23 protein-coding genes and 1 riboswitch are annotated in these 24,703 nt (G+C 72.1%); of the genes, 12 read left to right on the forward strand and 11 right to left on the reverse strand.

The genetic code is table 11. The features are described 5' to 3' along the window. Positions 1-114 precede the first annotated feature (114 nt). Entirely contained in the window at positions 115-2,076 is a 1,962-nt protein-coding gene (locus VT50_RS00915) for an ABC1 kinase family protein (RefSeq protein ID WP_240528985.1), read from the forward strand. A gap of 73 nt (positions 2,077-2,149) precedes the next feature. On the opposite strand, the gene VT50_RS00920 is transcribed toward VT50_RS00915, so the two are convergent. The 3 genes from VT50_RS00920 to VT50_RS00930 all read right to left on the reverse strand — a co-directional run bounded on the left by VT50_RS00920 (position 2,150) and on the right by VT50_RS00930 (position 5,543). After that, entirely contained in the window at positions 2,150-3,136 is a 987-nt protein-coding gene (locus VT50_RS00920; protein ID WP_046088684.1) for a 1-phosphofructokinase family hexose kinase, read from the reverse strand. Positions 3,137-3,354: 218 nt separating this feature from the next. Then, on the reverse strand, positions 3,355-4,611 hold the full coding sequence (nagA, locus tag VT50_RS00925) for an N-acetylglucosamine-6-phosphate deacetylase (RefSeq protein ID WP_046088683.1): 1,257 nt from the start codon (positions 4,609-4,611) through the stop codon (positions 3,355-3,357). Beyond that, positions 4,611-5,543, reverse strand: coding sequence for an ROK family protein (locus VT50_RS00930; protein ID WP_046088682.1), 933 nt, complete (start codon positions 5,541-5,543; stop codon positions 4,611-4,613). Before VT50_RS00930 ends, nagA begins: the two co-directional genes overlap by 1 nt. Positions 5,544-5,831: 288 nt before the next feature. On the opposite strand from VT50_RS00930, the gene VT50_RS00935 reads away from it, so the two are divergent. From VT50_RS00935 to otsB, 3 genes are all read left to right on the forward strand, one after another. Continuing rightward, positions 5,832-7,115, forward strand: coding sequence for an extracellular solute-binding protein (locus VT50_RS00935; protein ID WP_046088681.1), 1,284 nt, complete (start codon positions 5,832-5,834; stop codon positions 7,113-7,115). After that, complete coding sequence (locus tag VT50_RS00940; protein WP_046088680.1) at positions 7,112-7,426, forward strand: DUF3263 domain-containing protein; 315 nt, start codon at positions 7,112-7,114, stop codon at positions 7,424-7,426. Before VT50_RS00935 ends, VT50_RS00940 begins: the two co-directional genes overlap by 4 nt. A gap of 184 nt (positions 7,427-7,610) precedes the next feature. Further along, on the forward strand, positions 7,611-8,462 hold the full coding sequence (gene otsB / locus VT50_RS00945; RefSeq protein ID WP_107424701.1) for a trehalose-phosphatase: 852 nt from the start codon (positions 7,611-7,613) through the stop codon (positions 8,460-8,462). 350 nt (positions 8,463-8,812) lie between these two features. Here otsB and VT50_RS00950 read toward each other — a convergent pair whose 3' ends face one another. After that, entirely contained in the window at positions 8,813-10,270 is a 1,458-nt protein-coding gene (locus VT50_RS00950) for an alpha,alpha-trehalose-phosphate synthase (UDP-forming) (protein ID WP_046088678.1), read from the reverse strand. Between the two features lie 129 nt (positions 10,271-10,399). Continuing rightward, entirely contained in the window at positions 10,400-11,347 is a 948-nt protein-coding gene (locus tag VT50_RS00955; RefSeq protein ID WP_046088677.1) for a glucosyl-3-phosphoglycerate synthase, read from the reverse strand. Between the two features lie 200 nt (positions 11,348-11,547). Next, a riboswitch (SAM riboswitch) is annotated at positions 11,548-11,689 on the forward strand. Between the two features lie 18 nt (positions 11,690-11,707). On the opposite strand from VT50_RS00955, the gene thrC reads away from it, so the two are divergent. The 4 genes from thrC to groL all read left to right on the forward strand — a co-directional run bounded on the left by thrC (position 11,708) and on the right by groL (position 15,834). Further along, entirely contained in the window at positions 11,708-13,006 is a 1,299-nt protein-coding gene (thrC, locus tag VT50_RS00960) for a threonine synthase (RefSeq protein WP_046088676.1), read from the forward strand. Then, positions 13,003-13,281 carry a MoaD/ThiS family protein gene (locus tag VT50_RS00965; RefSeq protein ID WP_046088675.1) on the forward strand — a complete coding sequence of 93 codons (279 nt, stop codon included), beginning with the start codon at positions 13,003-13,005 and terminating at the stop codon, positions 13,279-13,281. The genes thrC and VT50_RS00965 overlap by 4 nt, the downstream gene beginning before the upstream one ends. A gap of 418 nt (positions 13,282-13,699) precedes the next feature. Next, complete coding sequence (locus tag VT50_RS00970) at positions 13,700-13,906, forward strand: cold-shock protein (protein ID WP_009716982.1); 207 nt, start codon at positions 13,700-13,702, stop codon at positions 13,904-13,906. 302 nt (positions 13,907-14,208) lie between these two features. Beyond that, positions 14,209-15,834, forward strand: a complete 1,626-nt coding sequence (groL, locus tag VT50_RS00975; RefSeq protein WP_037960437.1) for a chaperonin GroEL — start codon at positions 14,209-14,211, stop codon at positions 15,832-15,834. A gap of 123 nt (positions 15,835-15,957) precedes the next feature. Here groL and murQ read toward each other — a convergent pair whose 3' ends face one another. Together murQ and VT50_RS00985 are read right to left on the reverse strand one after the other, a co-directional pair. Then, positions 15,958-16,890: an N-acetylmuramic acid 6-phosphate etherase gene (gene murQ / locus VT50_RS00980; protein ID WP_046088674.1), complete on the reverse strand. Its 933-nt coding sequence runs from the start codon at positions 16,888-16,890 to the stop codon at positions 15,958-15,960. 123 nt (positions 16,891-17,013) lie between these two features. Then, positions 17,014-17,928 carry a MurR/RpiR family transcriptional regulator gene (locus VT50_RS00985; RefSeq protein WP_206269313.1) on the reverse strand — a complete coding sequence of 305 codons (915 nt, stop codon included), beginning with the start codon at positions 17,926-17,928 and terminating at the stop codon, positions 17,014-17,016. A gap of 120 nt (positions 17,929-18,048) precedes the next feature. Between VT50_RS00985 and VT50_RS00990 the strand changes: the two genes are divergently transcribed. Next, positions 18,049-18,405, forward strand: coding sequence for a hypothetical protein (locus VT50_RS00990; RefSeq protein ID WP_020870494.1), 357 nt, complete (start codon positions 18,049-18,051; stop codon positions 18,403-18,405). After that, positions 18,405-18,692, forward strand: a complete 288-nt coding sequence (locus VT50_RS00995; RefSeq protein WP_046088671.1) for a DUF4031 domain-containing protein — start codon at positions 18,405-18,407, stop codon at positions 18,690-18,692. Before VT50_RS00990 ends, VT50_RS00995 begins: the two co-directional genes overlap by 1 nt. Before the next feature lie 24 nt (positions 18,693-18,716). On the opposite strand, the gene VT50_RS01000 is transcribed toward VT50_RS00995, so the two are convergent. Continuing rightward, entirely contained in the window at positions 18,717-19,376 is a 660-nt protein-coding gene (locus tag VT50_RS01000; RefSeq protein ID WP_046088670.1) for a response regulator, read from the reverse strand. Positions 19,377-19,378: 2 nt separating this feature from the next. After that, positions 19,379-20,326, reverse strand: a complete 948-nt coding sequence (locus tag VT50_RS01005) for a HAMP domain-containing sensor histidine kinase (RefSeq protein ID WP_079343741.1) — start codon at positions 20,324-20,326, stop codon at positions 19,379-19,381. A 284-nt stretch (positions 20,327-20,610) separates the two neighbouring features. On the opposite strand from VT50_RS01005, the gene VT50_RS01010 reads away from it, so the two are divergent. Continuing rightward, on the forward strand, positions 20,611-20,946 hold the full coding sequence (locus VT50_RS01010; RefSeq protein ID WP_079343742.1) for a DUF3040 domain-containing protein: 336 nt from the start codon (positions 20,611-20,613) through the stop codon (positions 20,944-20,946). Positions 20,947-21,216: 270 nt separating this feature from the next. Beyond that, the gene (locus tag VT50_RS01015; RefSeq protein ID WP_046090031.1) at positions 21,217-22,593 is read left to right on the forward strand and encodes a cation:proton antiporter; all 1,377 of its coding nucleotides are present in this window, start codon (positions 21,217-21,219) and stop codon (positions 22,591-22,593) included. 56 nt (positions 22,594-22,649) lie between these two features. On the opposite strand, the gene VT50_RS01020 is transcribed toward VT50_RS01015, so the two are convergent. Beyond that, positions 22,650-23,891, reverse strand: coding sequence for a Cmx/CmrA family chloramphenicol efflux MFS transporter (locus VT50_RS01020; RefSeq protein ID WP_046090032.1), 1,242 nt, complete (start codon positions 23,889-23,891; stop codon positions 22,650-22,652). 88 nt (positions 23,892-23,979) lie between these two features. Next, positions 23,980-24,651 (reverse strand): HD domain-containing protein, encoded by a 672-nt coding sequence (locus VT50_RS01025; RefSeq protein ID WP_046090033.1) that lies wholly within the window; start codon positions 24,649-24,651, stop codon positions 23,980-23,982. Between the last annotated feature and the right edge of the window lie 52 nt (positions 24,652-24,703).

The following is a 24,703-nucleotide window of genomic DNA, read 5'->3' on the forward strand; positions in this document are numbered from 1 at the left end:
CGCACCCGCTCTTTGGCAGGTTCCGGCCACGAATGATTCCCCCTGCCCCCTCCGTCCCCCGCCCCACGCAGAATGGGCGGACGGGTCGTCCGACGGCGGGCATGGGGGCAGCGGGTGAAGGTGGCTCAATTCTCGCTGGTCATGCTGGTGATGAGCGGGTTCATGATCGTCTTCGTGATGAGCGCGCGACGGCTGCTCGGGCTGCACATCGGCTTCATCCGGGCGCTCTTCGCCGGGCTGGTCAGCCTGGCGGGGCTCGGGGTCTTCAATCTGGTGATGCAGCGCCCCGAGCAGCAAGGTGCCCTCACCGGGGTCCAGTTCGGCTCCACACTCCTGGTCACGATGGGCTTCCTGGCCGCCTGGGAGGTGGTGCTGCCGAGCGGTTCGATGGGTTCGCCGGCCAGCTGGCCGAGGGCACTGCGGTCGCGCGTCGCCCGGGGCCGTCGCTACTCCCACATCGTCTCGATCGCGGTACGGCACGGGCTGCGCCCGTATCTGCGCGGTCGCTCCACCGGCAAGGGCGGCACCGGGTCCGTCCGGCTGGCCAGGCCGCTGCGGCTGGCCCTGGAGGAGGGCGGCCCCACCTTCGTCAAGCTCGGCCAGATGCTGTCGACCCGGCACGACATGCTGCCGCCGGAGTTCATCAGCGAGCTCAGCAGACTGCAGTCCCAGGTGCCCCCCGAGCCCTGGCCCGCGGTGGAGGAATCCCTGGCCGAGGCGTACGGGGTGCCCTGGGAGGAGATCTTCAAGGACGTCGACCCGGTCCCGCTGGCCTCCGCCTCCGTCGCCCAGGTACACGCCGTGTGGTTACGGGGTGGCGAGAAGGCCGTGATCAAGGTGTTGCGTCCCGGCGTCCGTACGGTCGTCGAGCGCGACCTGGACATCATCTGCCGGCTGGCAGCCATGCTGGAGCGGCGCACCCGCTGGGCGCGCACCATCGGCGTGGTGGCGCTGGCGGAGGGGTTCGCCGCCTCCGTCCACGAGGAGCTGGACTTCCGGGTCGAGGCGGCCAACATCGCCACGGTGACGGCCGCGTGGGCGCGCCGCCCGCAGGACGGGCCCATACGGCTGCCCTCCGTCCGCGAAGAGCTGTCCGGTGAGTGCGTGCTCGCCCTGGAGTGGCTGCCGGGGGAGTGCGCCGGCGAGGCGAAGCGGCTCGCCACCGCGACCGAGGCGGAGCGGCTGGACTGGGCGCGTGCCCTGCTGGCCAGCATGTTCGACCAGATCCTGGTCGACGGCGTCTTCCACGCCGACCCGCACCCGGGAAACATCCTGCTGCTGGACGACGGGCGGATCGGCCTCATCGACTTCGGCTCCGTGGGCCGGGTCGACGCCCAGATGCGGTCCGGGCTCAAGATGTTCCTGCTGGCCGTCAACACCGGTGACCCGGCCGCCCTGTACGACGCCCTGCTGCAGATCGTCGGCCGCCCCGACGAGATCGACGAACGCGGCCTCGAACGGGCGCTGGGCCGCTTCCTGTCCCGCCACTTCATGCCCGGCTCCGCCCCCTCGGTGCAGGTGTTCGCTGACCTCCTCCAGCTCGTCGCCCGGTACGGGCTGACGGTGCCTCCGGAGGCGGCCGCGGTCTTCCGGGCGCTGGCCACGCTGGAAGGCACACTCACCAAGGTCTCCCCTGGATTCAACATGGTGGACGAGGCACGCACCGCCACCGTGGGGGCGGCGCGGCGCGGCACCTCCTCCGGCCAGGACAGGGCCGCCTCCCCCGAACAGGTCCTGCCGGGCGAGCTGCTGGCCACATGGGAGCTGCTGCGCCGGCTGCCGCGCCGCCTGGACCGCGTCACCAGCGCGTTGGAGCAGGGGCGGCTGGGGGTCGGGGTGCGGCTGTTCGCCGATGCCCGCGACCGCCGCTACGTCCGCACGCTGGTCCACCAGGTCCTGCTCACCTTCATCGCGGCGACCAGCGGCATGATGTCGGCGATCCTGCTGACCATCCAGCGCGGCCCCGAGGTGGTCCCCGGCACGGGGCTCTTCCAGCTGTTCGGCTACCACCTGCTGGTGATCACCGCGCTGCTGGTGCTGCGCCTGCTGTTCGTCATCTCCCGGGAGGAGCGCTAGCCATCCGGGAGATCCGCCGTGCAGGCGGGGCACGGCGAGTCACGGCTCGGGCCGGGTACGGCGTGCTCCGGCCTCAGGCCGCCGCCGGGTTTTCCGTCACCTCGACCCGCGCCAGCACCTCGTCGTAGACCGTACGGTCGAACTCGCCCGCCACCGGAGCCCTTACGGCCGCCGCCGACAGGGCGACGGCGCGGGCCAGCCGGTCCGGCCAGGGCGCACCCTCGACCAGCCCGGACAGCAGCCCCGCGACCGCGGCGTCCCCCGCGCCCGTCGGGTTGCCCGTCAGCCGGCGCGGCGGGGTGGCGCGCCAGGCGCCGTGGGCGGTGACCGCGACCATGCCGTCGGGGCCGAGCGAGGCGGCCACCGCGCGCGCCCCGCGCCGCCGGGCGTCGCGCGCGGCGCGCAGCGGGTCGGTGGAGCCGGTGAGCCCGGCGAGCTCGTCGGCGTTGGGCTTGACGAGGTGGGGGCGGGCGGCGATGCCCCGGCGCAGCGGTTCGCCGCTGGTGTCCAGCAGGGTGGGCACGCCCGCCGCATGCGCCTCCCGGATGAGCTGGGCGTACGTCCCGACGGGGACCCCTGGCGGCAGGCTGCCGCACAGCGCGACCGCCGACGCCTCGCGCAGCAGCCGTCCGTAACTCTCCATGAAGGTGGACCACTCGGGGGTGGCGACGATCGGACCCGGCTCGTTGAGCTGGGTGGTGTCGCCGCTGGCGGCGTCCACGACGCCGATGGTGCGCCGGGTGGTGCCGGTGATCGGGACCAACGCGTCGGTGATCGTGCCGCGGGGGGCCTCGGGGCTGTCGCCGGGCGTGGCCCCGGTGCCGTCGCCGGGCGTGGCGGCCCCGGCGAGCAGCTGCCGTAGCACCGCGCCGGTGGCCCCGCCGACGAAGCCGGTGACCACGGTGTCATGGCCCAGTGCGGCCAGCACCCGGGCCACGTTGAGGCCCTTGCCGCCGGGCCGTTCGGTGACCTCGGTGACGCGGTGGGTGGTGTGCGGGCGCAGTTCCGGCACCCGGTAGGTGACGTCGAGGGCGGTGTTGAGCGTGACCGTGAGGATCACCCTGGCATCCCCTCTCCCGTCCCCCCGCCGGACGGAGACTCCTGTGCTGACTGCGACTGTGTGCCGTGCCCGAGTCGCTGCGTACCCGAGTCGCGCGGCCCGTGCCCGTGCCTGAGCGATCATGCCAAAACGAGTGGCTTGGGCCCAGACCTCCGCCCCGTTCCGGACCGCCCCGGAAGGGACGGCACACCGTCACCCCGGCCTGGGATCAGGGCGCTTCAGCCATGTTCGGGATGAACCACCCAAGCGCCCCGGCGCATCACGCCCCGCAGCCGGAAGTCGTCGTCGAGCACGACGAGATCGGCGTCCTTGCCTGGCTCGAGCGAACCCACCCGGTCGGCGATGCCCAGCACCCGGGCGGGGGTCGCGGACAGCGCCCTTACGGCCGCCTCGACGCCGAGCCCGTCGACCGTGACGGCCCGCCGGAAGGCCCGGTCCAGGGTGAGGGTGGAGCCCGCGATGGAACCGGCCGTCGGCCCGTCGCTGATCCGCGCGACGCCGTTCCTGACCTCGACCTCCATGGGGCCGAGCGGATAGCGGCCGTCGTTCATGCCCGCCGCGCCCATGGCGTCGGTGATGAAGGCGACCCGGTCCGCGCCCGCCCGGTGGAACGCCAGCCCCAGGACGGCCGGGTGCAGATGGGTGCCGTCGTTGATCAGCTCCACCGTGATCCGCTCGTCCTCCAGCAGCGCGGCCACCGGCCCCGGGGTGCGGTGCAGCAGCGGCGGCATCGCGTTGAACAGGTGGGTCGCCACGGTCGCGCCCGCCTCGACGGCCTCAAGCGCCGCCTCGTAACTCGAGTCGGTGTGACCGACGGCCGCGAGGACCCCGCTGTCGGCCAGCAGCCGTACGGACTCCAGCCCGCCCGGCAGTTCGGGCGCGAGGGTCATCATCCGCGCGGTGCCGCGCGCCGCGTCCACCAGCTTGCGCACATCCGCCGGATCGGGCTCGCGCAGCAGCGAGGGCTGGTGGGCGCCGCAGCGGTGGGCGGAGATGAACGGCCCCTCGAAGTGGATGCCCGCCAACTCGCCCTGCTCCGCCAGCTCCGAGAGGGCGGCGGCCTGCCGGGCGAGGTCGTCCAGGTCGCCGGTGACGGTGGAGGCGAGCATCGTGGTGGTGCCGTGCCGCCGGTGCGTACCGATGGCGGTCAGCGCCTCCTCGGGGGCGCCCGCCGAGAACGAGGCACCGCCGCCGCCGTGCACATGCAGGTCCACGAAGCCGGGGACGATCCAGCCGCCCCCCAGATCGAGCGCCCGCTCGCCGGAATCCGCGGGGCCGGGCGCCAAATCCGGCGCTGGTCCGGCCGCGGGCCTTGGCGTCGGTCCCGTCGCGTGTCCGGCCGCCGGACCGGCCGCGTGTCCGGCCGCCGGTCCCGCCGCCGTGATGCGCGTGCCCTCGACCGTCACCCGCCCGCTGTCGACCACGCCGTCCGGCAGGACCACCCGGGCGCCGGTGAGATGCGTTCGCTGGACCATCAGGCGGTTACCTCCGTGGAGAGTCGGTCCCAGGCGAGCAGACCCGCGCCCAGGCAGCCGGCGGTGTCCCCGAGGGCCGCCGGGACGATGCGGGGGAGCTGCTGGAAGGTGAGCCGCTCCTCGACCGCGGTGCGCAGCGGCGCGAACAGCGTCTCCCCGGCCTCGGCCAGCCCACCGCCGACGATCAGCACACCGGGGTCCAGCAGGGTGTGGGCGGTGACCAGGCCGTCGGCGAGCGCGCCGACCATCTCCCCCCACACGGCCGCGGCACTGGGATCGCCGGACCGGACGGCCTTGGCGCAGTCGGCGGCGTCCGCGGCCGGATCGCCGCTGGCCTCGGCCCAGGCGCGGCCCACCGCGGCGGCCGAGGCGACCGTCTCCAGACAGCCGGCCTGACCGCAGCCGCAGGCGGCGCCGCCCGGCCGGACGACGATATGGCCGATCTCGCCGGAGGAGCCATGGGCCCCGGGGTCGATCCGCCCGTCGACGCCGATGGCACCCGCGATGCCGGTGCCGACGGAGACGAACAGGAAGCGCCGTGCGCCCTCACCCGCTCCTATGCGCCCCTCGGCCAGCCCGCCCATCCGGACGTCATGGCCGAGCGCGACCGGGATCCCGCCCAGCCGCTCGATGAGCAGCGCCCGCAGCGGGACGTCGCTCCAGCCGAGGTTGGCGGCGAAGACGGCCACCCCGCGGTCCTCGTCCAGGACCCCGGGCACGCCGACGCCCGCGGCCCGCGCGGGACCGCCGAACCGCCGCTCGCCGATGGTGCGCAGCTCGGCGGCGAAGTCGAGGATCGCGGCCACGACCGCCTCGGGTCCGCGCTCCCGCTCGGTGGGCCTCCTGGCCTCGTGGAGGAGTGTGGTGTCCGCCCCGATGAGGGCGGCCTTCATACCGGTGCCGCCCACATCCAGGGCGATGACGTGTTTCACATGGACAGTCTCGCGCGATCCACCATGAGAGGTCTAGTCCACTCGCCGCTTCTCGTGGGGATCGCGTCGTCGCCCGGAGGGGAATTGGCGTGAACCAATCCCTCCGTTTGTGACTGGGTGACACATCCCACTTTGTGTGTAGCGCCTCTCTCACCTGGGCAATTGAGGCTCTGAGACGGAAGCGATATGACCAGGGTGTAGACCTTGTGGAGGTTTGCAAGGCAGACTCGCTCGACCTCAGGGGACGACCCTTGGGGGTGAAACAAGCCATGGGGTGGGTAAACAGCGGTGCAGCGGCGACGGTTCTTGGAGCTGACAACGGCGGGTGCCGCGGCGGTGGCGGCGGCGCCGGGACTCACGGCCTGTGGCAGCGAAAGCTCCGGGTCCGATGGCGATGTCACCTTGAAGGTGGTCGCGGCCGACTACGGCGACACCACCGCCAACAGCTCCCAGAAGTACTGGGACAAGGTGGTCCGGGCCTTCGAGGCCAAGAACGGCCGCCTTAAGGTCGACGTCAAGGTCTACGGCTGGACCGAGGTGGACCGGCGGGTGGCCGAGATGGTCAAGAAGGGCCGGGCCCCGGACATCGCACAGATCGGCGCGTACGCCGACTACGCGGCGCAGGGCAAGCTCTACCGCGCCGACGAGATGCTCTCGATCCCCACCCAGGCCGGTTTCATCACCTCGATCGCCCATGCGGGCGAGGTGCGGCGGGTGCCGTACGGGGTGCCGTTCGTGGCCAGCGCCCGGCTGCTCTTCTACAACAAGAAGCTCTTCGACCGGGCCGGGATATCCTCCCCACCCACCAGCTGGGACGAGCTCAAGGAGGCGGCCGTCCGGCTCAAGGCCAGCGGGGTGAAGATCCCGTACGGGCTGCCGCTCGGCCCCGAGGAGTGCCAGGCCGAGACCATGATGTGGATGCTCAGCGGCGGTGGCGGCTACACCGACGCCAACGGCGGCTACACCATCGACTCCACCGAGAACATCGAAACCCTCGAATGGCTGCGGGACGAACTCGTCGGCGCGGACCTCACCGGCCCCGGCTCCCCGGCCCGTACCAACCGCCAGGACACCTTCGACGCCTTCGCGCGCGGCGAGGTCGGCATGCTCAACGGCCACCCGACCCTGATGCGGCAGGCGTCCGGCCACGGCATCGGTTACGGCACCGCGCCGCTGCCCGGCCGCAAGGGCAAGTCCCTGGCGACGATGGGCGTCGCCGACTGGCTGATGGCCTTCAAGCAGAACGGCCACCGCAAGGAGATCGGGACGTTCCTCGACTTCGTCTACACCGAGGACAACGTGCTGGACTTCGCCACCGAGTACGACCTGCTGCCGGTGACCACCGCCGTCGAGCAGAAGATGCTCGGCGACCGTGAGTACAAGCGGCTGTGGCGGTTCCTGGACGAGCTGGAGAGCGCGGAGTTCTACCCGGCCGACAAGACCTCCTGGGCGGAGGTCAGCAAGCTGATCAAGCAGAAGATCGGCTCGACCGTGGCCAAGGGCGGCGACCCGGCGAGCGTGCTCGGCCAGATCCAGCGCGAGGCCGACGCCATGGAGAATGCGGGGGCATGACAGTGGACACGCCCGACCCCGCCCCCTCCGAGGACCCCGACGGCCAGGTGGGAGCTCCGGATCCGGAATCGGATCCGGATCCGGAGGCCGGGCTGTCCGAGCGCGACCTGGCCGTGCTCGCCGTGGAGCGGCGCGGCTGGCCGGGCCCCGGCGCCAAGGAGCGGGCGATACGGGAGCGGTTGGGCCTCTCCCCGACCCGCTACTACCAGCAGTTGAACGCGCTGCTTGACGACCCCAGGGCCCTGGAGCACGACCCGGTGACGGTCAACCGGCTGCGCCGGATCAGGGACGAGCGCCGCGGACGGCGCTGACGCGCGGTGGCGGCGGGAGGCCTGCCGGGGCACGTTCACGGCCCGGCCGCGCGAGCCGTTCACCGGCTGGCCGCCCCCGGCGGATTCTCCGGCGTGGGCGCCCGGGGGCCGTTCACCGGGGGGACGCTCGGGCGAAGCCCGCCGTGCGGCCGGGCCCGGTAGGGTCACCGCCATGGGCAGCGCCATGGGAAGTCACCCCGTCCCCGTACCCACCACCGCCGTTGGCCGTGAGGGCCTTGCCGCCCTCCTCGAACGGCCCGGCCGCGCCGTCGTCGCACTCGACTTCGACGGCACCCTCGCCGAGATCGTCCCCGACCCCGACCAGGCCCGCGCCCACCCCGGCGCCCTCCCCGCGCTCTCCCGGCTGGCCCCGCGGATCCGCTCCATCGCGGTGATCACCGGCCGCCCGGCCGAGGTCGCCGTGCGGTACGGCGGGTTCGCCGGGGCCGAGGGGCTGGACGGGCTGGTCGTCCTCGGCCTCTACGGCGCCGAGCGCTGGGACGCGGGCAGCGGCGAGGTCCGGGCGCCCGAACCGCACCCCGGCGTCGCCGCCGTCCAGGCCGAACTCCCCGCCGTCCTCGAGGAGCACGGCGCCTCGCGCGGCACGTGGATCGAGGACAAGGGCCGCGCCGTCGCCGTCCACACCCGCCGCGCCGAGGACCCCCAGGCCGCGTTCGAGCGGCTGCGCGCACCCCTGCAGGCGCTCGCCGAGCGCCATGGGCTGATCGTCGAGCCCGGCCGACTGGTCCTGGAGCTGCGGCCGCCGGGCATGGACAAGGGCGTCGCGCTCACCGAGTACGTACGGCGGACGGGCGCGGAAGCCGTGCTCTACGCGGGCGACGACCTCGGCGACCTGGCCGCGTTCGCGGCGGTGGAGCGGCTGCGCGAAGAGGGCGTGCCGGGGGTGCTGGTGTGCAGCGGCAGCACGGAGGTGACCGAGCTCGCGAACCGGGCCGACCTGGTGGTCGACGGCCCGGCGGGCGTGGTGGACCTGCTGTCGGCCCTGGCCGCCGCGGCCAGCGACGACGCCGCGTAGGACTCGGCGGCCCGTGCCCGGCCTCCGGGGTGCGCGGGCAAGCCGGGTCGCACCTGGCAACCGGGCCCGTGCCGGTAAGCCGGGTCGTACCCGGTACGTGGGGCGCGTGCGGTATCCGAGCCGCGCTGGTAAGCCAGGCCGTGCCCGCGACGCGGGTGCCGCTCGTAACCCGGTTTCCGGCGTCAGCCCGATCGCGCCCGGCACCCGGAGCGCGCCGGCACTCGGGTCACGCCCGGCACCCGGCACTCGGATCGCGTCACCCAGGCCGCGCTCGGAACCCGAATCACCCCCGCGCCCAGGCCGTGCCGGTCACCCGCACCGAGCCGTCACCCGTCATTCCGGAGCGGCCGTTACAGGGCCCGTAGCTGGGCCAGGAACCAGGCCTGGGGCGGTAGTGCGGTCGCCGCGGCGGCCAGCCGCTTGGTGCGGTCCGCGCGCTCGCCGTCGTTCATGCGCAGGGCCTCGTGGAGCGCGCGGGCCGTGCCCTCCACGTCGTACGGGTTCACCACCAGCGCGTCCTCGCCCAGCTCGGCGTACGCGCCCGCCTCCCGGGACAGCACCAGCGCGCATCCCCGCTCGGAGACCACCGGGACCTCCTTGGCCACCAGGTTCATCCCGTCCCGGATCGGGTTGACCAGGGCCACGTCCGCCAGCCGGTAGGCCGCGAGGGACCGGGCGAAGTCGTCCTTCACATGCAGGGCGACAGGCGTCCAGCCCTCCGTGCCGTACTCGTCGTTGATCTCCTCCGCGATCCGTCGCACCCGCTCGGTGTAGTCGCGGTAGACCGTGAGGTCCTGGCGGGAGGGGTAGGCGAAGGCCACGTGCACCACGCGCTCGCGCCACTCGGGGTGGGTCTCGAGCAGCCGCCGGTAGGCCAGCAGACCGCGCACGATGTTCTTGGACAACTCGGTGCGGTCCACCCGGACGATCGACTTCCGGCCCGGCCCGATCTGCGCCCGCAGGGCGCTCAGCCGCTCGTCCACATCGGCCCGCCGCGACCGCTCCCGCAGGAAGTCCGCGTCCGCGCCCAGGCCGTGGACGCCCAGCCGGGTCTCCCGGCCCTCGAAGCGCACGGCCGTCGCCATGCCGCCACCGCCGCCCCGGACGATCTCCGCGCCCAGCACCGCCGCACAGCAGTCGGCGAAGGCCGTGGCCCAGCGCTCGGTGAGGAACGCGGCGCGGTCGCCGCCGAGGATGCCGCGGAGCACAGCCGCCGCGACGTCGTCCGGCAGCAGCCGGTAGTAGTCCGGCGGGGCCCAGGGGGTGTGGGAGAAGTGACCGATCCGCAGATCGGGGCGGCGCTCGCGGAGCATCGCGGGCACCAGCGCCAAGTGGTAGTCCTGCACCAGGACGACCGCCTCGTCCACCGCCTCCTGGGCGAGCGCGTCCGCGAAGGCCGCGTTATAGCTCTCGTAGGCGGCCCACTGCTCCGCGAACTCCGCGTCGAAGACCGGCTCGACCGGGGTCTGGTAGAGCAGGTGGTGGATGAACCACAGCACCGAATTGGCCACGCCGTTGTACGCGGCGGCGAAGACGTCCGGCGCGATGTCGAGCATCCGCACCTGCTGGCCACCGGTGTCACCGGGGTTCAGATGGTTGTCCCCGGCCCGCCGGGCCGCCTCGCGGTCGCCCTCGCCGAGCGCCGCACACACCCACACCCCGCCCGACTCGGGGCCGATCGCGCTGAGCCCGGAGACCAGCCCGCCACCGCCGCGCCGGGCGGTGAGCGAGCCGTCCTCACCCAGGGTGTACGAGACCGGGCCGCGGTTGGACGCGACCAGGATCGGGGCGGTGCGCGGAACTGCCATGTCGCGAGCCTAGCCAGACGCGCCCCCGCGCAAACGTACGTACGGTTTCTTGCCCCGTAGGTGCTATTCCGGTTCCGGCCACATAAGCGCCGGGTCCCGGACCGGCGTTACGCCGCGCGCCGCGCCATCTCACGCCGCACGCCGCGCCATGTACTCCGGTATCTCGGCCATCGGCGGCCGCTCCTCCGTGTCCACCGCCGTGGTGCGCGGCTCGAAGCCGTTCTCGCCGCGGTCGAACTGGGTCAGCCGCGGCCGCACCAAATGGCCCCGGGCCAGCCGCAGCTGTGCGGTGCGGTAGATCGCGGCCGCCATCCGGCCGAGCGCCTTCCCGTCCTGGTGGCGGTGTTTGCGCACCCCGATGTCCACCTGGCCGAGCGCGTCGAGCCCCACCGTGTGCAGCGCGTCCACCAGCAGCCCCAGCTCGACGCCGTAGCCGACCGGGAAGGGCAGCCGCTCCAGCAGCGAGCGCCGCGCCGCGTACTCCCCGCCCAGCGGCTGGACGAACCCGGCCAGCTGGGGCCAGTGCAGATTCAGCAGCGGGCGGGCGACCAGCTCGGTGACCCGGCCGCCCTGGCCCGCCACCTCGCCGAGCGGGCGGTCGTACATGCCCTTCACCAGCTGCAGCACGGGGTCGGTCAGTAGCGGACCGATGATTCCCGAGACAAAGCGCGGATGGAATTCCCGCAGGTCGGCGTCGATGAAGCAGACGATGTCGCCGCTCGTGGCGAGCAGGGACCGCCACAGCACCTCGCCCTTGCCCGGCACCGCGGGCAGCCGGGGCAGCAGCGAGTCGCGGGGGACGACGGTGGCGCCCGCCGCGGCGGCGACCTCGGCGGTGCGGTCCGTGGAACCGGAGTCCACCACCACCAGCTCGTCCACCAGCGGCATCGCCTCGCCCATCAGCTCGCGCCGGATCGTGTCGGCGATCCTCCCGACCGTGGCCTCCTCGTTCAGGGCGGGCAGGACCACGCTCACCGTCGTCGCCGCGGCACGCTTCGCGGCCAGCAGGCGATCCAGCGGACGGTCGTCGGCCGACCAGGAGCGACGCTTCAGCCAGCGCTCCACCTCATCCAGCACCTGTGTGTCTCCCCTGCTGTGATCGCTTGTGATCGCTGTGATCCATCTCGCGCATCGGACGGCTACCTCAACCATCCGGGCCTTCGGTTACAGTCTTGAACAACGCATGTGGCCGTCATATGTCGGGGTCGACCTCGATGTTTACCGACGGACCGACGAGGCCCGTGCGACAAACGCTCCGGGTGCGCCCGGTGCCATACCGCTCATCCAGAGGGGCAGAGGGAACGGCCCGTTGAAGCCCCGGCAACCCTCCAGCTGATCTCGCAGTCCGCAGCGAGGCTCCCAGCTCGGGAAGGTGCCAATTCCGTCTCGTGGCGAAATGCGTCGCGAGGAAGATGAGGAGAAAGGGCCTCGCCATCCATGGCTGTGCAGTCAGTAGAAAGCTCAACCACTTCCTCCGCCTCCGTCCCAGGTGCCTTCGGCCCCGCCGTGGCATTGTCCTGCCGGGAGTGCGGTGAGCGCTTCGAGCTGGGCCCGATCTTCGCGTGTGAGGCCTGTTTCGGGCCCCTCGAGGTCGCGTACGAGCTCCCGGCCGGCGATCCGGAGGGGCTGCGCCGACGCATCGAGGCCGGTCCGAACAGCATCTGGCGGTACGCCCCGCTGCTGCCCGTCCCGGCGGACGTGGCGGAGCTGCCGAGCCTGGACCCCGGCCTCACCCAGCTGGTCAGGGCCGACCGCCTCGCCGGTGAGCTCGGTGTCACCGGTGAGCTGCACATCAAGGACGACTCCGGGAACCCGACCCACTCCTTCAAGGACCGGGTCGTCGCCATCGCCGTCCAGGCCGCCCGCACCTTCGGCTTCACCACCCTCTCCTGCTCCTCCACCGGCAACCTCGCCGGTGCGGTGGGCGCCGCGGCCGCCCGCGCGGGCTTCCGCTCCTGCGTCTTCATCCCGCACGACCTGGAGGCGGGCAAGGTCGTCATGGCCGCGGTCTACGGCGGTGACCTGGTCGGCATCGAGGGCAACTACGACGACGTCAACCGCTTCTGCAGCGAGCTGATCGGCGACCCGGCGGGTGAGGGCTGGGGCTTCGTCAACGTCAATCTGCGGCCGTACTACGGCGAGGGCTCCAAGACCCTGGCGTACGAGATCTGCGAGCAGCTGGGCTGGCGGCTGCCGGACCAGATCGTCGTCCCGATCGCCTCCGGCTCCCAGCTCACCAAGATCGACAAGGGGCTGAAGGAGCTGATCGCGATCGGTCTGGTCGAGGACCGGCCCTACAAGATCTTCGGCGCCCAGGCCGAGGGCTGCTCCCCGGTCTCCGCCGCCTTCAAGGCCGGCCATGACGTCGTACGGCCGCAGAAGCCGCGGACCATCGCCAAGTCGCTGGCCATCGGCAACCCCGCGGACGGCCCGTACGTCCTGGACATCGCCCGCCGTACCGGCGGCGCGGTGGAGGACGTGAACGACGAGCAGATCGTCGACGCCATCAAGCTGCTGGCCCGCACCGAGGGGATCTTCGCGGAGACCGCGGGCGGGGTGACCGTCGGCGTGACCAAGAAGCTGATCGAGGACGGTCTGCTCGACCCGTCCCTGACGACTGTGGTACTCAACACCGGCGACGGCCTCAAGACCCTTGACGCCGTGGCCCCCACCACGGGTCCCTCCGCCATCATCCGACCCACCCTTGACTCGTTCCGAGAGGCTGGCCTCGCATGAGCGTCAACGTCCGAATCCCGACCATCCTCCGCACCTACACCGGCGGCCAGGCCGAGGTCCCGGCCGAGGGCGCGACCCTCGCCGAGGTCCTGGCGGACCTGGAGAAGAACCACGCGGGCATCTCGGCCCGGGTCCTGGACGACACCGGCAAGCTCCGCCGCTTCGTCAACGTCTACGTCAACGACGATGACGTCCGTTTCGCCGAGGGCCTGGCCACGGCGACCCCGGACGGCGCCGGGATCTCGATCATCCCGGCGGTCGCGGGCGGCTGCTGACCCCGCGTCCCCCCGCTCACCCCTCCTCACCTTTGACATCGCCCCGTCCGGGGACAACCGGACGGGGCGATTCCGTGTGTGGAATCGCGATACAGTTGCCCGGATTCCCCGATGGCTCCGGGGTCGGAGCCGCATATGAGAACTCGTCAAGTTGTGCGTAAAGTGTGAGCGCGAATTGCCGGGTTGGTTCCCTATGTCCGGCCCGGCTTGCCCGAACTTCACATAATTTCTCACTTTTAACCGTTCGATCGTGCCCAGAATTCTCGTCCGATTGACCTGTTGCAGAGGGCGTTGGGACGGATACATTCAGCGGCGGTCGACGCGTTCCGGCGCACACCCCCCACATCCGGGGGGTGAGGTCTGACCCGGGTCCGCGGAGTGCGGTCCTGCGCAAGGGCCAGCAATAGGGGAGTTAGGAATGGCTCAGGGCACCGTCAAGTGGTTCAACGCGGAGAAGGGGTACGGCTTCATCGCGGTCGACGGTGGTGCGGACGTGTTCGTCCACTACAGCGCGATCCAGATGGACGGGTACCGCACCCTCGAGGAAGGCCAGCGGGTCGAGTTCGAGATCTCGCAGGGCCAGAAGGGCCCGCAGGCCGACATGGTCCGCGTGGCCGTAGGCTGACGCGCCGACGCGACGCAGCTGAAACGAAACAAGTCCGTAGGGTCCGTGTCCCGACAGGGTACGGACCCTTCGGCATGTCCGCGCTGATCATGGGCGGGTTCACGCAACGAGCGCTTGCACTCACTGGGTCCGAGTGCTAATCATTGGCGTTAGCACTCTGACGTTGAGAGTGACAGAAGGACCGGGTCGGTGAGGCCCGCCAGGCCATGCGGGGCAAGGAACCGCACGGCAGGCAGGTCGTCCGTCGCGGGCGCCAGCGCGGTCCGGAGCAATCCACCCCGTCTCTGGGAGGACCACTTCACATGGCCAAGATCATCGCGTTCGACGAGGAGGCGCGGCGCGGCCTCGAGCGCGGGATGAACCAGCTCGCCGACGCCGTCAAGGTCACCCTCGGCCCCAAGGGCCGTAACGTCGTCCTCGAGAAGAAGTGGGGCGCCCCCACGATCACCAACGATGGTGTGTCCATCGCCAAGGAGATCGAGCTCGAGGACGCGTACGAGAAGATCGGCGCCGAGCTGGTCAAGGAGGTCGCGAAGAAGACGGACGACGTCGCCGGTGACGGCACGACGACCGCGACCGTCCTCGCCCAGGCGCTGGTCAAGGAAGGCCTTCGCAACGTCGCGGCGGGCGCCAACCCGATGGCGCTCAAGCGCGGTATCGAGAAGGCCGTCGAGGCCGTCTCCGCCCAGCTCCTCGAGCAGGCCAAGGACGTGGAGACCAAGGAGCAGATCGCCTCCACCGCCTCCATCTCCGCCGCCGACACCCAGATCGGCGAGCTCATCGCCGAGGCGATGGACAAGGTCGGCAAGGAAGGTGTCATCACCGTCGAGGAGTCGCAGACCTTCGGGCTCGAGCTCGAGCTCACCGAGGGCATGCGCTTCGACAAGGGCTACATCTCCCCGTACTTCGCGACGGACATGGAGCGTATGGAGGCGTCGCTCGACGACCCGTACATCCTGATCGTCAACTCCAAGATCAGCAGCGTGAAGGACCTCCTCCCGCTGCTCGAGAAGGTCATGCAGTCGGGCAAGCCGCTGCTGATCATCGCCGAGGACGTCGAGGGCGAGGCCCTGGCGACCCTGGTCGTCAACAAGATCCGTGGCACCTTCAAGTCCGTCGCCGTCAAGGCCCCGGGCTTCGGTGACCGCCGTAAGGCCATGCTCGGTGACATCGCCATCCTCACCGGTGGCACCGTCATCTCCGAGGAGGTCGGCCTCAAGCTGGAGAACGCCGGTCTCGACCTGCTCGGCCGCGCCCGTAAGGTCACCGTCACCAAGGACGAGACCACGATCGTGGACGGCGCCGGCGACACCGAGCAGGTGCAGGGCCGCGTCAACCAGATCCGCGCCGAGATCGAGAACTCGGACTCGGACTACGACCGTGAGAAGCTCCAGGAGCGCCTGGCGAAGCTGGCCGGCGGCGTGGCCGTCATCAAGGCCGGTGCCGCCACCGAGGTCGAGCTCAAGGAGCGCAAGCACCGCATCGAGGACGCGGTGCGCAACGCCAAGGCCGCCGTCGAGGAGGGCATCGTCGCCGGTGGTGGCGTGGCCCTGCTCCAGACCGTCTCGGTCTTCGAGAAGCTGGAGCTCGAGGGCGACGAGGCCACCGGTGCCCAGGCCGTGCGCCTGGCCCTGGAGGCCCCGCTGAAGCAGATCGCGGTCAACGCCGGCCTCGAGGGCGGCGTCGTGGTCGAGAAGGTGCGCAACCTGACCCCGGGTCACGGCCTCAACGCCGCGACCGGTGAGTACGTCGACCTGATCGCCGAGGGCATCATCGACCCGGCCAAGGTCACGCGCTCCGCGCTGCAGAACGCCGCGTCGATCGCCGCGCTGTTCCTCACCACCGAGGCCGTCATCGCCGACAAGCCGGAGAAGGCCGCCCCGGCGGGCGCTCCGGGCGGCATGCCGGGCGGTGACATGGACTTCTGATCGATCCGGCGGTTTCGTTCGCCGGTCGGTCGTACCGTCCGAGACGTCGGGGCGGCACCCTCTCCCAGGGGTGCCGCCCCGACGGCGTGTCCGGGCCCGGTGGCCAGCGCCCGGGTGAGGGGCTTATCCGGTGGCCGCGTCCAGGGCGGCGCGCAGCTGGCCGTGTGCCTCGGTGAGGAGCTTTTCGGCGGTCGGGGCGTCCACCCCGCCCAGAATGGTGAGGATCGCGTTCTTCACCTCGCCGTCCGTGGCCGCCAGCGCGCTCTCGATCCGTTCCTCGGGGGCGCCGGTCGCCAGGAAGACGATCCTCCGCGAACGGGCGCGCAGCTTGTCGTTGGAGGCGCGCACATCGACCATCAGATTCCCGAAGGTCTTGCCCAGCCGGATCATGGTGATGGTCGAGATCATGTTGAGCACCAGCTTCTGGGCCGTGCCCGCCTTCAGCCGGGTCGAGCCGGTGAGCAGCTCCGGCCCCACGATGATCTCGATGCCGTGGTCGGCCGCGGCGGCGAGCGCCGACCCGGTGTTGCAGGACAGCCCGACGGTGAGCGCGCCGCGCCGCCGGGCGTGCTCGACCGCGCCCACGGCGTACGGGGTGCGGCCGGAGGCCGAGACGCCGACCACGGTGTCGTCGGGCCCGATGCCGAGCCGGTCGAGGTCCCCGGCGGCCAGCTCCTCGCTGTCCTCCGCGCCCTCGACCGAGGTCACCATGGCGTCCGGGCCGCCCGCGATCACCCCGATGACCTGCTCGGGCCGGGTGTTGAAGGTGGGCGGGCACTCGCTCGCGTCGAGTACGCCGAGCCGTCCTGCGGTGCCGGCGCCCGTATAGAGGAGGCGGCCGCCACGGGACATCCGCTCGGCGATGGCGTCGATGGCGGCGGCGATGCGAGGGAGCTGCCCGGCGACGGCGGTGGGGACGGCGGTGTCCTCCGCGTTCATGATCCGGGCGATCTCGAGGGTTTCGAGCCGGTCGATCTCGGCCAGTTCGGGGCGGAACGCCTCGGTGGTCAGGGTGTCGAGCTGGGCGCGGAGCCGTGCGGAATCGGCGGTAGTCATGGCGAAGCGGCTCTTTCCGGTATGTCAGTGTGAGGGTGGGGGTGACGGTGACGCGGAGGTGCAGTCACCGGGCGAAACAGTGACCGGTATCGGGGGTGGAGCGCGGGGCGGGACCCGCCGGGCTCAGCGCTGCCCGGGACGCGGATCGTGGCGGTGCGCAAGCGCCTCGTACGACGCGGAGAGCGCGGGCGCCGCCGATTCGTACGTCCGCTGGGCGACCCCTATGAACAGGCAGTCCACCACCAGCAGCTGGCTGGTCCGGCTGGACATGGCCGCCGGGCGCAGCTCGCTCTCGCGGGCGGTGGAGGTGGTGAGCACCAGGTCCGCGTACTGCGCGACCTCGCCGTTCGGCCGTCCGGTGATCGCGATGGTGGTCGCCCCGTGCTCGAAGGCCACCCGCAGCGGCTCGATGACGTCCGTCGTGCGCCCGGAGTGGGTGATCGCGATGGCGACGTCGCCGGAGTGCAGCTGGACCGCGTTGGTGACCGCGAGGTGCGGATCGGCGTGGGCGTGGGCTATCAGCCCGATGCGCAGCAGCTTCTGGGCGAGGTCCTGGCCGACGAGACTGGACGCCCCCGCTCCGTACACATCGATCCGGCGGGCGGCGGCCAGCGCCGAGACGGCCGCCTCGACCTGGCTGGTGTCCAGCCCGGCGGCGGTGTCGGCGAGACACTGCTGCTCCTCCCGCGCCAGCTTGGTGACCACGTCGGCGATCGGATCGTCCACCGCGATGTCCGCGGTGACGGCCGGGGCCCGGCCCGCGGCCTGCTGGGCGGCGAGCGCGGCGAGCGCGATGCGCAGATCCCGGTATCCGGGGTAGCCGAGCAGTCGGGAGGTGCGGACGACGGTGGCCTCACTGGTGCCGGTCCGCTCGGCGAGCCCGGTGACGGTGAGCGCCGCGCAGCCGGCCGGATCGCCCGCCACGGCGTCGGCGACGCGCTGCATGGAGCGGGTCATGGAGGGCCCTAGGGTGCGGACCTTGGCGGCGAGGGCGGCCGGGGCGGGTGGTGGGGCGGCATCGGGCTGTGGAGGAGGCATGAAAGTTTCCTTCAGGTGGCTACTCACTTATGAAAACTATTTCCGGCCACGGTGTCCGTCAACCCTCAGGACGAGGAAGCGAAGAGGCGCTGGGAGGAAGCAAAGGTGACAATGGGACCCATGAAGCTCGAACAGGCACTGCACGCGGCCCGCGCCCTCGTCCTGGCCGACCTCGCGGCGGGGGAGGTCGCCCGCGCCGACATCGTCTCGCTGGTCGAAGACGCGATCGCGCACCGGCGTTGGTGGGTCGAGCAGTGGCCGGAGGGCGTCGCGTACGTGGCCGGTCTGGTTGCCCAGGACGTCCAGGACGCCCTGCTGGAACGGTACGGCCGATGGCCGCTGTGCCCCGTCTGCACTCAGGGCGGCGATCTCCACGCCCTCGATGTGGAGCCCGAGTTGGGCCCCGACCCGCACTGGGTCTGCGGCAAGACGGCGGTCGCGGTGGCGCCCGTGGGATCGCTCGGCACCACCCTCTGATGGCCGTCCTGATCGACCCGCCCTCGTGGCCGGGCCACGGCCGCCTGTGGTCCCACCTCGTCAGCGATGTCTCCTACGCCGAGCTCCACGCCTTCGCCGCCCGCATCGGCGCCCCGCGGCGGGGCTTCGACCGAGACCACTACGACGTGCCGAGCGAGCTGTACGCGACGGCGGTGCGGGAGGGCGCGGAGGAGGTCGGCAGCAAGGAACTCCTCCGCCGTCTCAAGGCCGCGGGCCTCCGCCGCCCCAAGCGGGCCGCGGGCCGCACGGCACGGTCCGGCTCCTAGCTCCTACGGTTCGATCGGGCCGATCTACGGTTCGATCAGGCCGACGCGGATGGCGTAACGGGCCAGCTCCAGCCGGTCCTTCAGGCCGAGTTTCTGCAGCAGGTTGGCGCGGTGGCGCTCGACGGTCTTCACGCTGATGACGAGCAGGTCGGCGATCTGCTGTGAGCTGTGCCCCTCGGCCACGAGCTTGAGGATCTCCTCCTCACGGCTGGTGATGGGCCGTCCGGGGATGCTCTCGCCCTCCTGGAGGCGGCCCAGATAGTCGCGGATGAGCGCGTTGACGGCGCCGGGATAGAGGAATGGTTCGCCGCGCATGGTGGCCCGGCAGGCCTCGACGAGATCGCGGTCGGCGACGGACTTCAGGACGTAGCCGGAGGCGCCCGCCGCCAGCGCCTCGAAGAAGTACTGCTCGTTGTCGTACATGGTCAGGATGAGGATCCGCGTCTCCGGCTGGCTGCGGGCCAGTTCCCTGGCGGCCTGGAGACCGGTCATACGGGGCATGGCGATGTCGAGGATCGCGAGGTCCGGCCGGTGGGCGCGGGCGGCCTCGATGGCCTCGGCGCCGTCTCCGGCCTCGGCGACGACGGTGAGGTCGGGTTCGCCCTCGAGGATGAGGCGGACCCCGCGGCGGACCAGGGCGTGGTCGTCGGCGAGGAGGATACGGGTTTCGGTCGCCTCGGGCATGGTCACTGGCTCCGGTGGGGGACGGGGACGGTCAGGTGTACGTCGGTGCCGCCGCCCGGAGCGGACCCGAGGTCGAGTGCGGCGCCGATCAGCAGGGCCCTCTCGCGCATGCCCCGGATGCCCGCGCCCTCGGCGGCGTCGCCCAGGCCCCGGCCGTCGTCGTGGACGCGCAGTTCGACGCCCTCCGGGCCGCGGATGAGGGCGAGTTCCGCGCGGTGGGCGGCGGCGTGGCGCGCGGCGTTGGTCAGGCTCTCCTGGGCGACGCGGTAGATGACGAGTTCGGTCTCCGCCCCCAGCGGCGGGAGATCGGCGGCGATGCGGTGGTGCACGACCAGGGTGGCACCGGTGAACTCGTTGGTGAGGGCCTTGAGGGCGCTGGTCAGTCCCAGCTCCTCGAGAACGCCGGGGCGCAGCCGCCGCGCGATGCGGCGGATCTCGTCCAGGCTGCTCCGGGTGGTCTCCTGGACCTGGTGCAGATCCTCGCGGAGATCCGGTGGCGCGTGGCCCGCGGCCCGGTTGAGTTCGAGCAGGACGGCCGTAAGGCTCTGACCGACCTCGTCGTGGAGTTCCTGGGCGATCCGATGACGCTCCGACTCCTGGGCGGACAGGGCGCGGGCGGCGCTGGTGGCGCGCTCGGCCTCGAGCCGGTCGAGCATCGCGTTGAACGTCGTGATCAGCTCCGCGACCTCACCGCGCCCGCCCACGGCGGGCCGCTGTCCGGGGCGCAGCAGATCGATGGTGGTCATGGCGCGGGTGAGCCGCTGGAGCGGGACGAGGCCGATGCGCAGCAGCAGACCATTGGCGGTCAGCATCACGCCCAGCCCTCCGGTGAGGACGGCGGCCTCGGTGAGCAGCACCGGGGTGGAGACCGTGACCGGCCCGAGCAGCAGCGCGGTGGCGATGATCAGCACCACGGCGTTGAGCAGGAAGATCCGCCAGAACAAGGACATCGTGTGCCGTCTGCTCCTCTTGGCGGGGTGGGGTGGGGGAGTGGTGGCTCGCCAGCCGTCTCTTCTCTATCACTCGCGGCCGTTGTCCCGGCCGGAGGAAGGGGCGGGGCGGGGACGGTGTCGGGATGGGCGCCGGGGTGGGCGCGGGGACGGGCGCCGGTATGGGGGGCGGTATGGGGGTCGCCCACCGGCGCAGATGGGTGTCGGCCCCGATGGTGGGGCGCGTGGCCGGTGTGTGACCGTGATAGTGACGCCGTTCAGACCCATCCGTGGGAGGAGCAGCGATGGCAGCGCCCGGAGACACCCAGCTGCACGAACTCGAGGAGCGGATGGCGCGGAGTGACCCGCGCTTCGCCCGTGGCCTGGGAGAGGGACGGCCCCGCCGTCCCCGGGAGTACCGGCATGGACCGGCGTGGGCGCTGCTCGCCGTCTCACTGGCGATGCAGGTGGTCGGCATGCTGCTGCCGCAGGGTCTGCTCCTCGCGGCGGGCCTGGTCGTGGCGGGCATCGCGGCACACCTGTTCGTATCCCCGCCCGGGCTCCGGCGGTCCGGCGAGCCGTGGTGGCGGCTGCCGCACTCCCGGCACGGCACGGGTGGGCCCAGGCCGAGGCACGGATGAGTCCGGGCCGTAAGCGCGCCCGACACCGGGCCGGTGGGTGACCGAACCCGCGCCGAACGACGGTGTGCCCTGTGACGAGGGGTGACGTTCCCTTCGCCGCGAGCTGACATGCCCTCGGACCGCGGCACCCCGGCCCGTCCCCGCTGACGAAGCCGAAGACGTCGACGACGCTCACGAAGCCGACGAAGCCGACGAAGCCGACGAAGCCGACGAAGCCGAAGACACCGAAGACACCGACGACGCCGATCAAGCAGACGAAGGTGGTGACCCGTGGGACATGCCGACACTCTGCTCGCTCTGGGCGGTGCCTTCCTGGCCGCAGCTGTCCTCGCCCGCCTCGGCAGCCGGATCGGGCTGCCGACCATTCCGCTGTTCATGCTCGCCGGGATCCTGTTGGGCCCGCACACCCCCGGCCTGGTCCTGGTCGATGACGCGCGCGACTTCGAGATGCTCTCGGCCCTCGGGCTGGTGCTGCTGCTGTTCTACCTGGGGCTGGAGTTCCACCTCGACGACCTCCGGAGCGGCGGTCGGCGCCTGCTGGCCGCGGGCGGGATCTACCTGCTGCTGAACGTCGGCGCGGGCCTCGGGTTCGGGTTCGCCCTTGGCTGGGGCGCCCGGGAGGCGCTGGTGCTCGCGGGCGTCCTGGGCATCTCGTCCTCCGCGATCGTCACCAAGATCCTGATCGACCTGGGCCGTATCGCCCGCCCGGAGACGCGGCTGATCCTGGGCGTCATCGTGGTGGAGGACATCTTCCTCGCGCTCTACCTCGCCGCGCTCCAGCCCGTCATCAGCGGTGCCGAGGGCATCCAGGAGACGGTACTTCAGGCGGGCAAGGCGTTCGGGTTCCTGCTGGCGCTGGCGGTCGCGGCCCGCTACGGCACCCGGCTGATCGGGCGTCTGATCTCGGTCCGCGACAACGAACTGCTGGTCATCACCTTCCTCGGCACCGCGGTCCTGGTGGCCGGAGTCTCCGAAGTCCTCGGGGTCGCCGACGCCATCGGCGCCTTCATGGCCGGGCTGATCCTGGCGGGAACCCGTTCCGGTCCGCGGATCCGCGAACTGGTGCACCCGCTGCGCGACGCCTTCGCGGCCATCTTCTTCTTCGCCTTCGGGCTGGCGATCGACCCCGGCGACATCGCGTCCGTCGCCGCCCCGGTGGCCGCCGCCGCGGCGCTGACCATCGTCATGAACGTGATCGCCGGACTGCTTGTGGCGCGCCTCTACCGTTACGGCCCCGAGCACGCCGCGGACATCGCCACCACGCTTCTGGCGCGCGGGGAGTTCGCCCTGGTCCTGGCCGCCCTGGCCACCAGTGCCGGGCTCGACGCCAGGCTGGCGCCGTTCATCGCCGGTTACGTCCTGGTCCTCGCCGTCCTCGGCCCCGTCGTCGCCGGACGCGCGCACCTGCTGGCCCGCGCGCTGCGGTCGGTGCGCATGCGTACGGCCCCGCCCGACGGCGGACCGGACCCCGCCGCCGCTGGCACCGCCCCGGCACCGGAGTCCCCCGAGGCCAGCGGCTCCGAGACCGCCGGTGCCGGATCCCGGCCCATGTCAACGGCGCCGGTGTCATCGGTACCCATGACATCGGCACCACCGGCACCGGTGTCCTCCGTGCGGATGTCCGCCACGGAGGAGGCGGAACGGTGACACCGGGCCGAGGCGGGAGAGCGCCCGCCCCCGCGCACCCCCGCGCCCGGACCCCGCTACCGCGTCTCCGTTGAGCGTTGTGACGTCTGGGACTCCGGGTCGTACGAGGCGGCAGGTGGCGAGGACGCGATGACGCGCGAGGCGCCCGCCGCGCGGTGCAGCCGCATCGCGCCCACCGTCGTCACCGCGCCCGTACCGGCGAGGGCCGCGCCCGTCCAGGCGACGGCCGGGTAGCCCCAGCCCGCGTCGATGACGAGGCCGCCGAGCCATGGGCCCACCGTGTTGCCGATGTTGAAGGCGGAGGTGTTCGTGGCGCCCGCGAGCGTGGGCGCGGCGTTGGCGAGGTTGAACATCCGGGCGTTGAGCGCGGGCGCGGTGAAGAAGGCGGTGAAGCCGAGCATCAGCGCCAGGCTCACGGCCGCGACCGCGCTGTGCGCGGTCAGCGCCAGCGCGCTCAGCACGACCGTCGAGGCGACGATGCCCCAGAACATCGTGCCGAACAGGTGCGCGTCCGCGATCCGCCCGCCGATCACCGTACCCAGCAGCGCGCCGACCCCGAACAGCGCGAGCACGGTCGGCACCCAGCCCTCGTCCAGCCCCGCCACATCCGTCAGCAGCGGCCCGAGGTAGGAGAACAGGCAGAAGACCGCGCCACCGCTCAGCGCGGTGGCGGCCAGCGCCAGCCACACCTGCCGGTCGCGGTAGATGCGCAACTCGGTCCGCAGCCGCGGCTGGTCGTCCCCGGTCGGCACCTCCGTACGCGGTACGAGTGCGACGACCCCGATCAGCCCGAGCGCCGAGAGACCGGCCACCGCCCAGAAGGCGGCCCGCCACCCGGCGTGCTGCCCGAGGAACGCCCCGGCAGGGACCCCCGCGATGTTCGCGATGCTCAGCCCGCCGACCATCACCGCCATCGCCGTGGCCCGCGCGTTCACCGGTACCAGCGACACCGCCACCGCGGCGCCCACGGCCCAGAATCCGGCGCACGCGAGCGCGCTCACCACCCGGGACGCGAACAGCACCCCGTACGAAGGCGCCAACGCCCCCGCGATCTGGCCGAGCCCGAACACCGCCAGCAGCGCCATCAGCGTCGTGCGCCGCGGCAGCCGCAGCGTGGCCGCCGCCAGCACCGGCGCCCCGACCACCATCCCGATCGCGAAGGCCGATATCAGCAGCCCGGCCGTGGGGATCGACACCCCCATGTCCCGCGCGACGGGTTGCAGCAGCCCCGACAGCATGAACTCGGAGGTACCGAGCGCGAACACGGACAGCCCGAGGACATAGACGGCCAGGGGCATGCGGGAGCGAGCGGAATCCGCTGGGGAGGACGAGGGCACGTTGGGCTCAACACCATGCGACGGCCCCCGCATTCCTGCAGGTCGGTCGCTACGCACTGAGCAGCTCCAGTTCCGTGGCCAGGTTGTGGCGGGCGGCGGCCTCCCAGCGGTCGTGGCCGATGGGTGTGCGGAACAGCCGGGACAGCCCCAGCAACTGGCGGAGGACGGTCGCGCGGCCCTCGCGGAAGGCGTCGTCGGGGACGAATCCGTACTCCTCGCGGACTGCCGCCGCGTAGGCGCCGTAGTCCTCGGGGGAGCCCGCCAGGACGGCGAGGTCGGCGTCGCAGAGGACCTTGCCGTTGGTGTCGCCCTCGGCGGGGTCGTGGTCGGTGGTGAGGCGGACGAGGCGGGCGGTTTCGGTCACCCGGCGGGCCGGGACGGCGGCCTCGGTGAGGGCACGCTCGGCGAGGCGGGCGCTGCGTTCCTCGTTGGTGGAGCGGTCGGGGAGGTAGACGGCGTCGTGGAACCAGGCGGCCAGGCGGATCGCGGCGGGGTCGGGGGCCTGGACGTGGGGAAGCAGCTCGTCCACCCGGTCCAGGACCGCGAGCAGGTGATCGGTGGTGTGGTAGCGGCGTTGGGGCTCGGCCCAGCGGGCCAGGAGGTCTTCGCCGTAGGGGACGGGGCACGGGGCCGTGGCGGCGCGGGCGCTGGTGAGGAGGTCCGTCCAGCGGGTGAGCAGCGCGTCATGGGCCGGATGGCGGGCGGGTGCGGGTACGGGCATGGGCCAATTGTGGGGTAGCGGTTTGCCCTCTTGTGCGGTGTGGCAAGCTGTC

The organism is Streptomyces antioxidans (assembly GCF_000968685.2).
Classification (GTDB): Bacteria; Actinomycetota; Actinomycetes; order Streptomycetales; family Streptomycetaceae; genus Streptomyces; species Streptomyces antioxidans.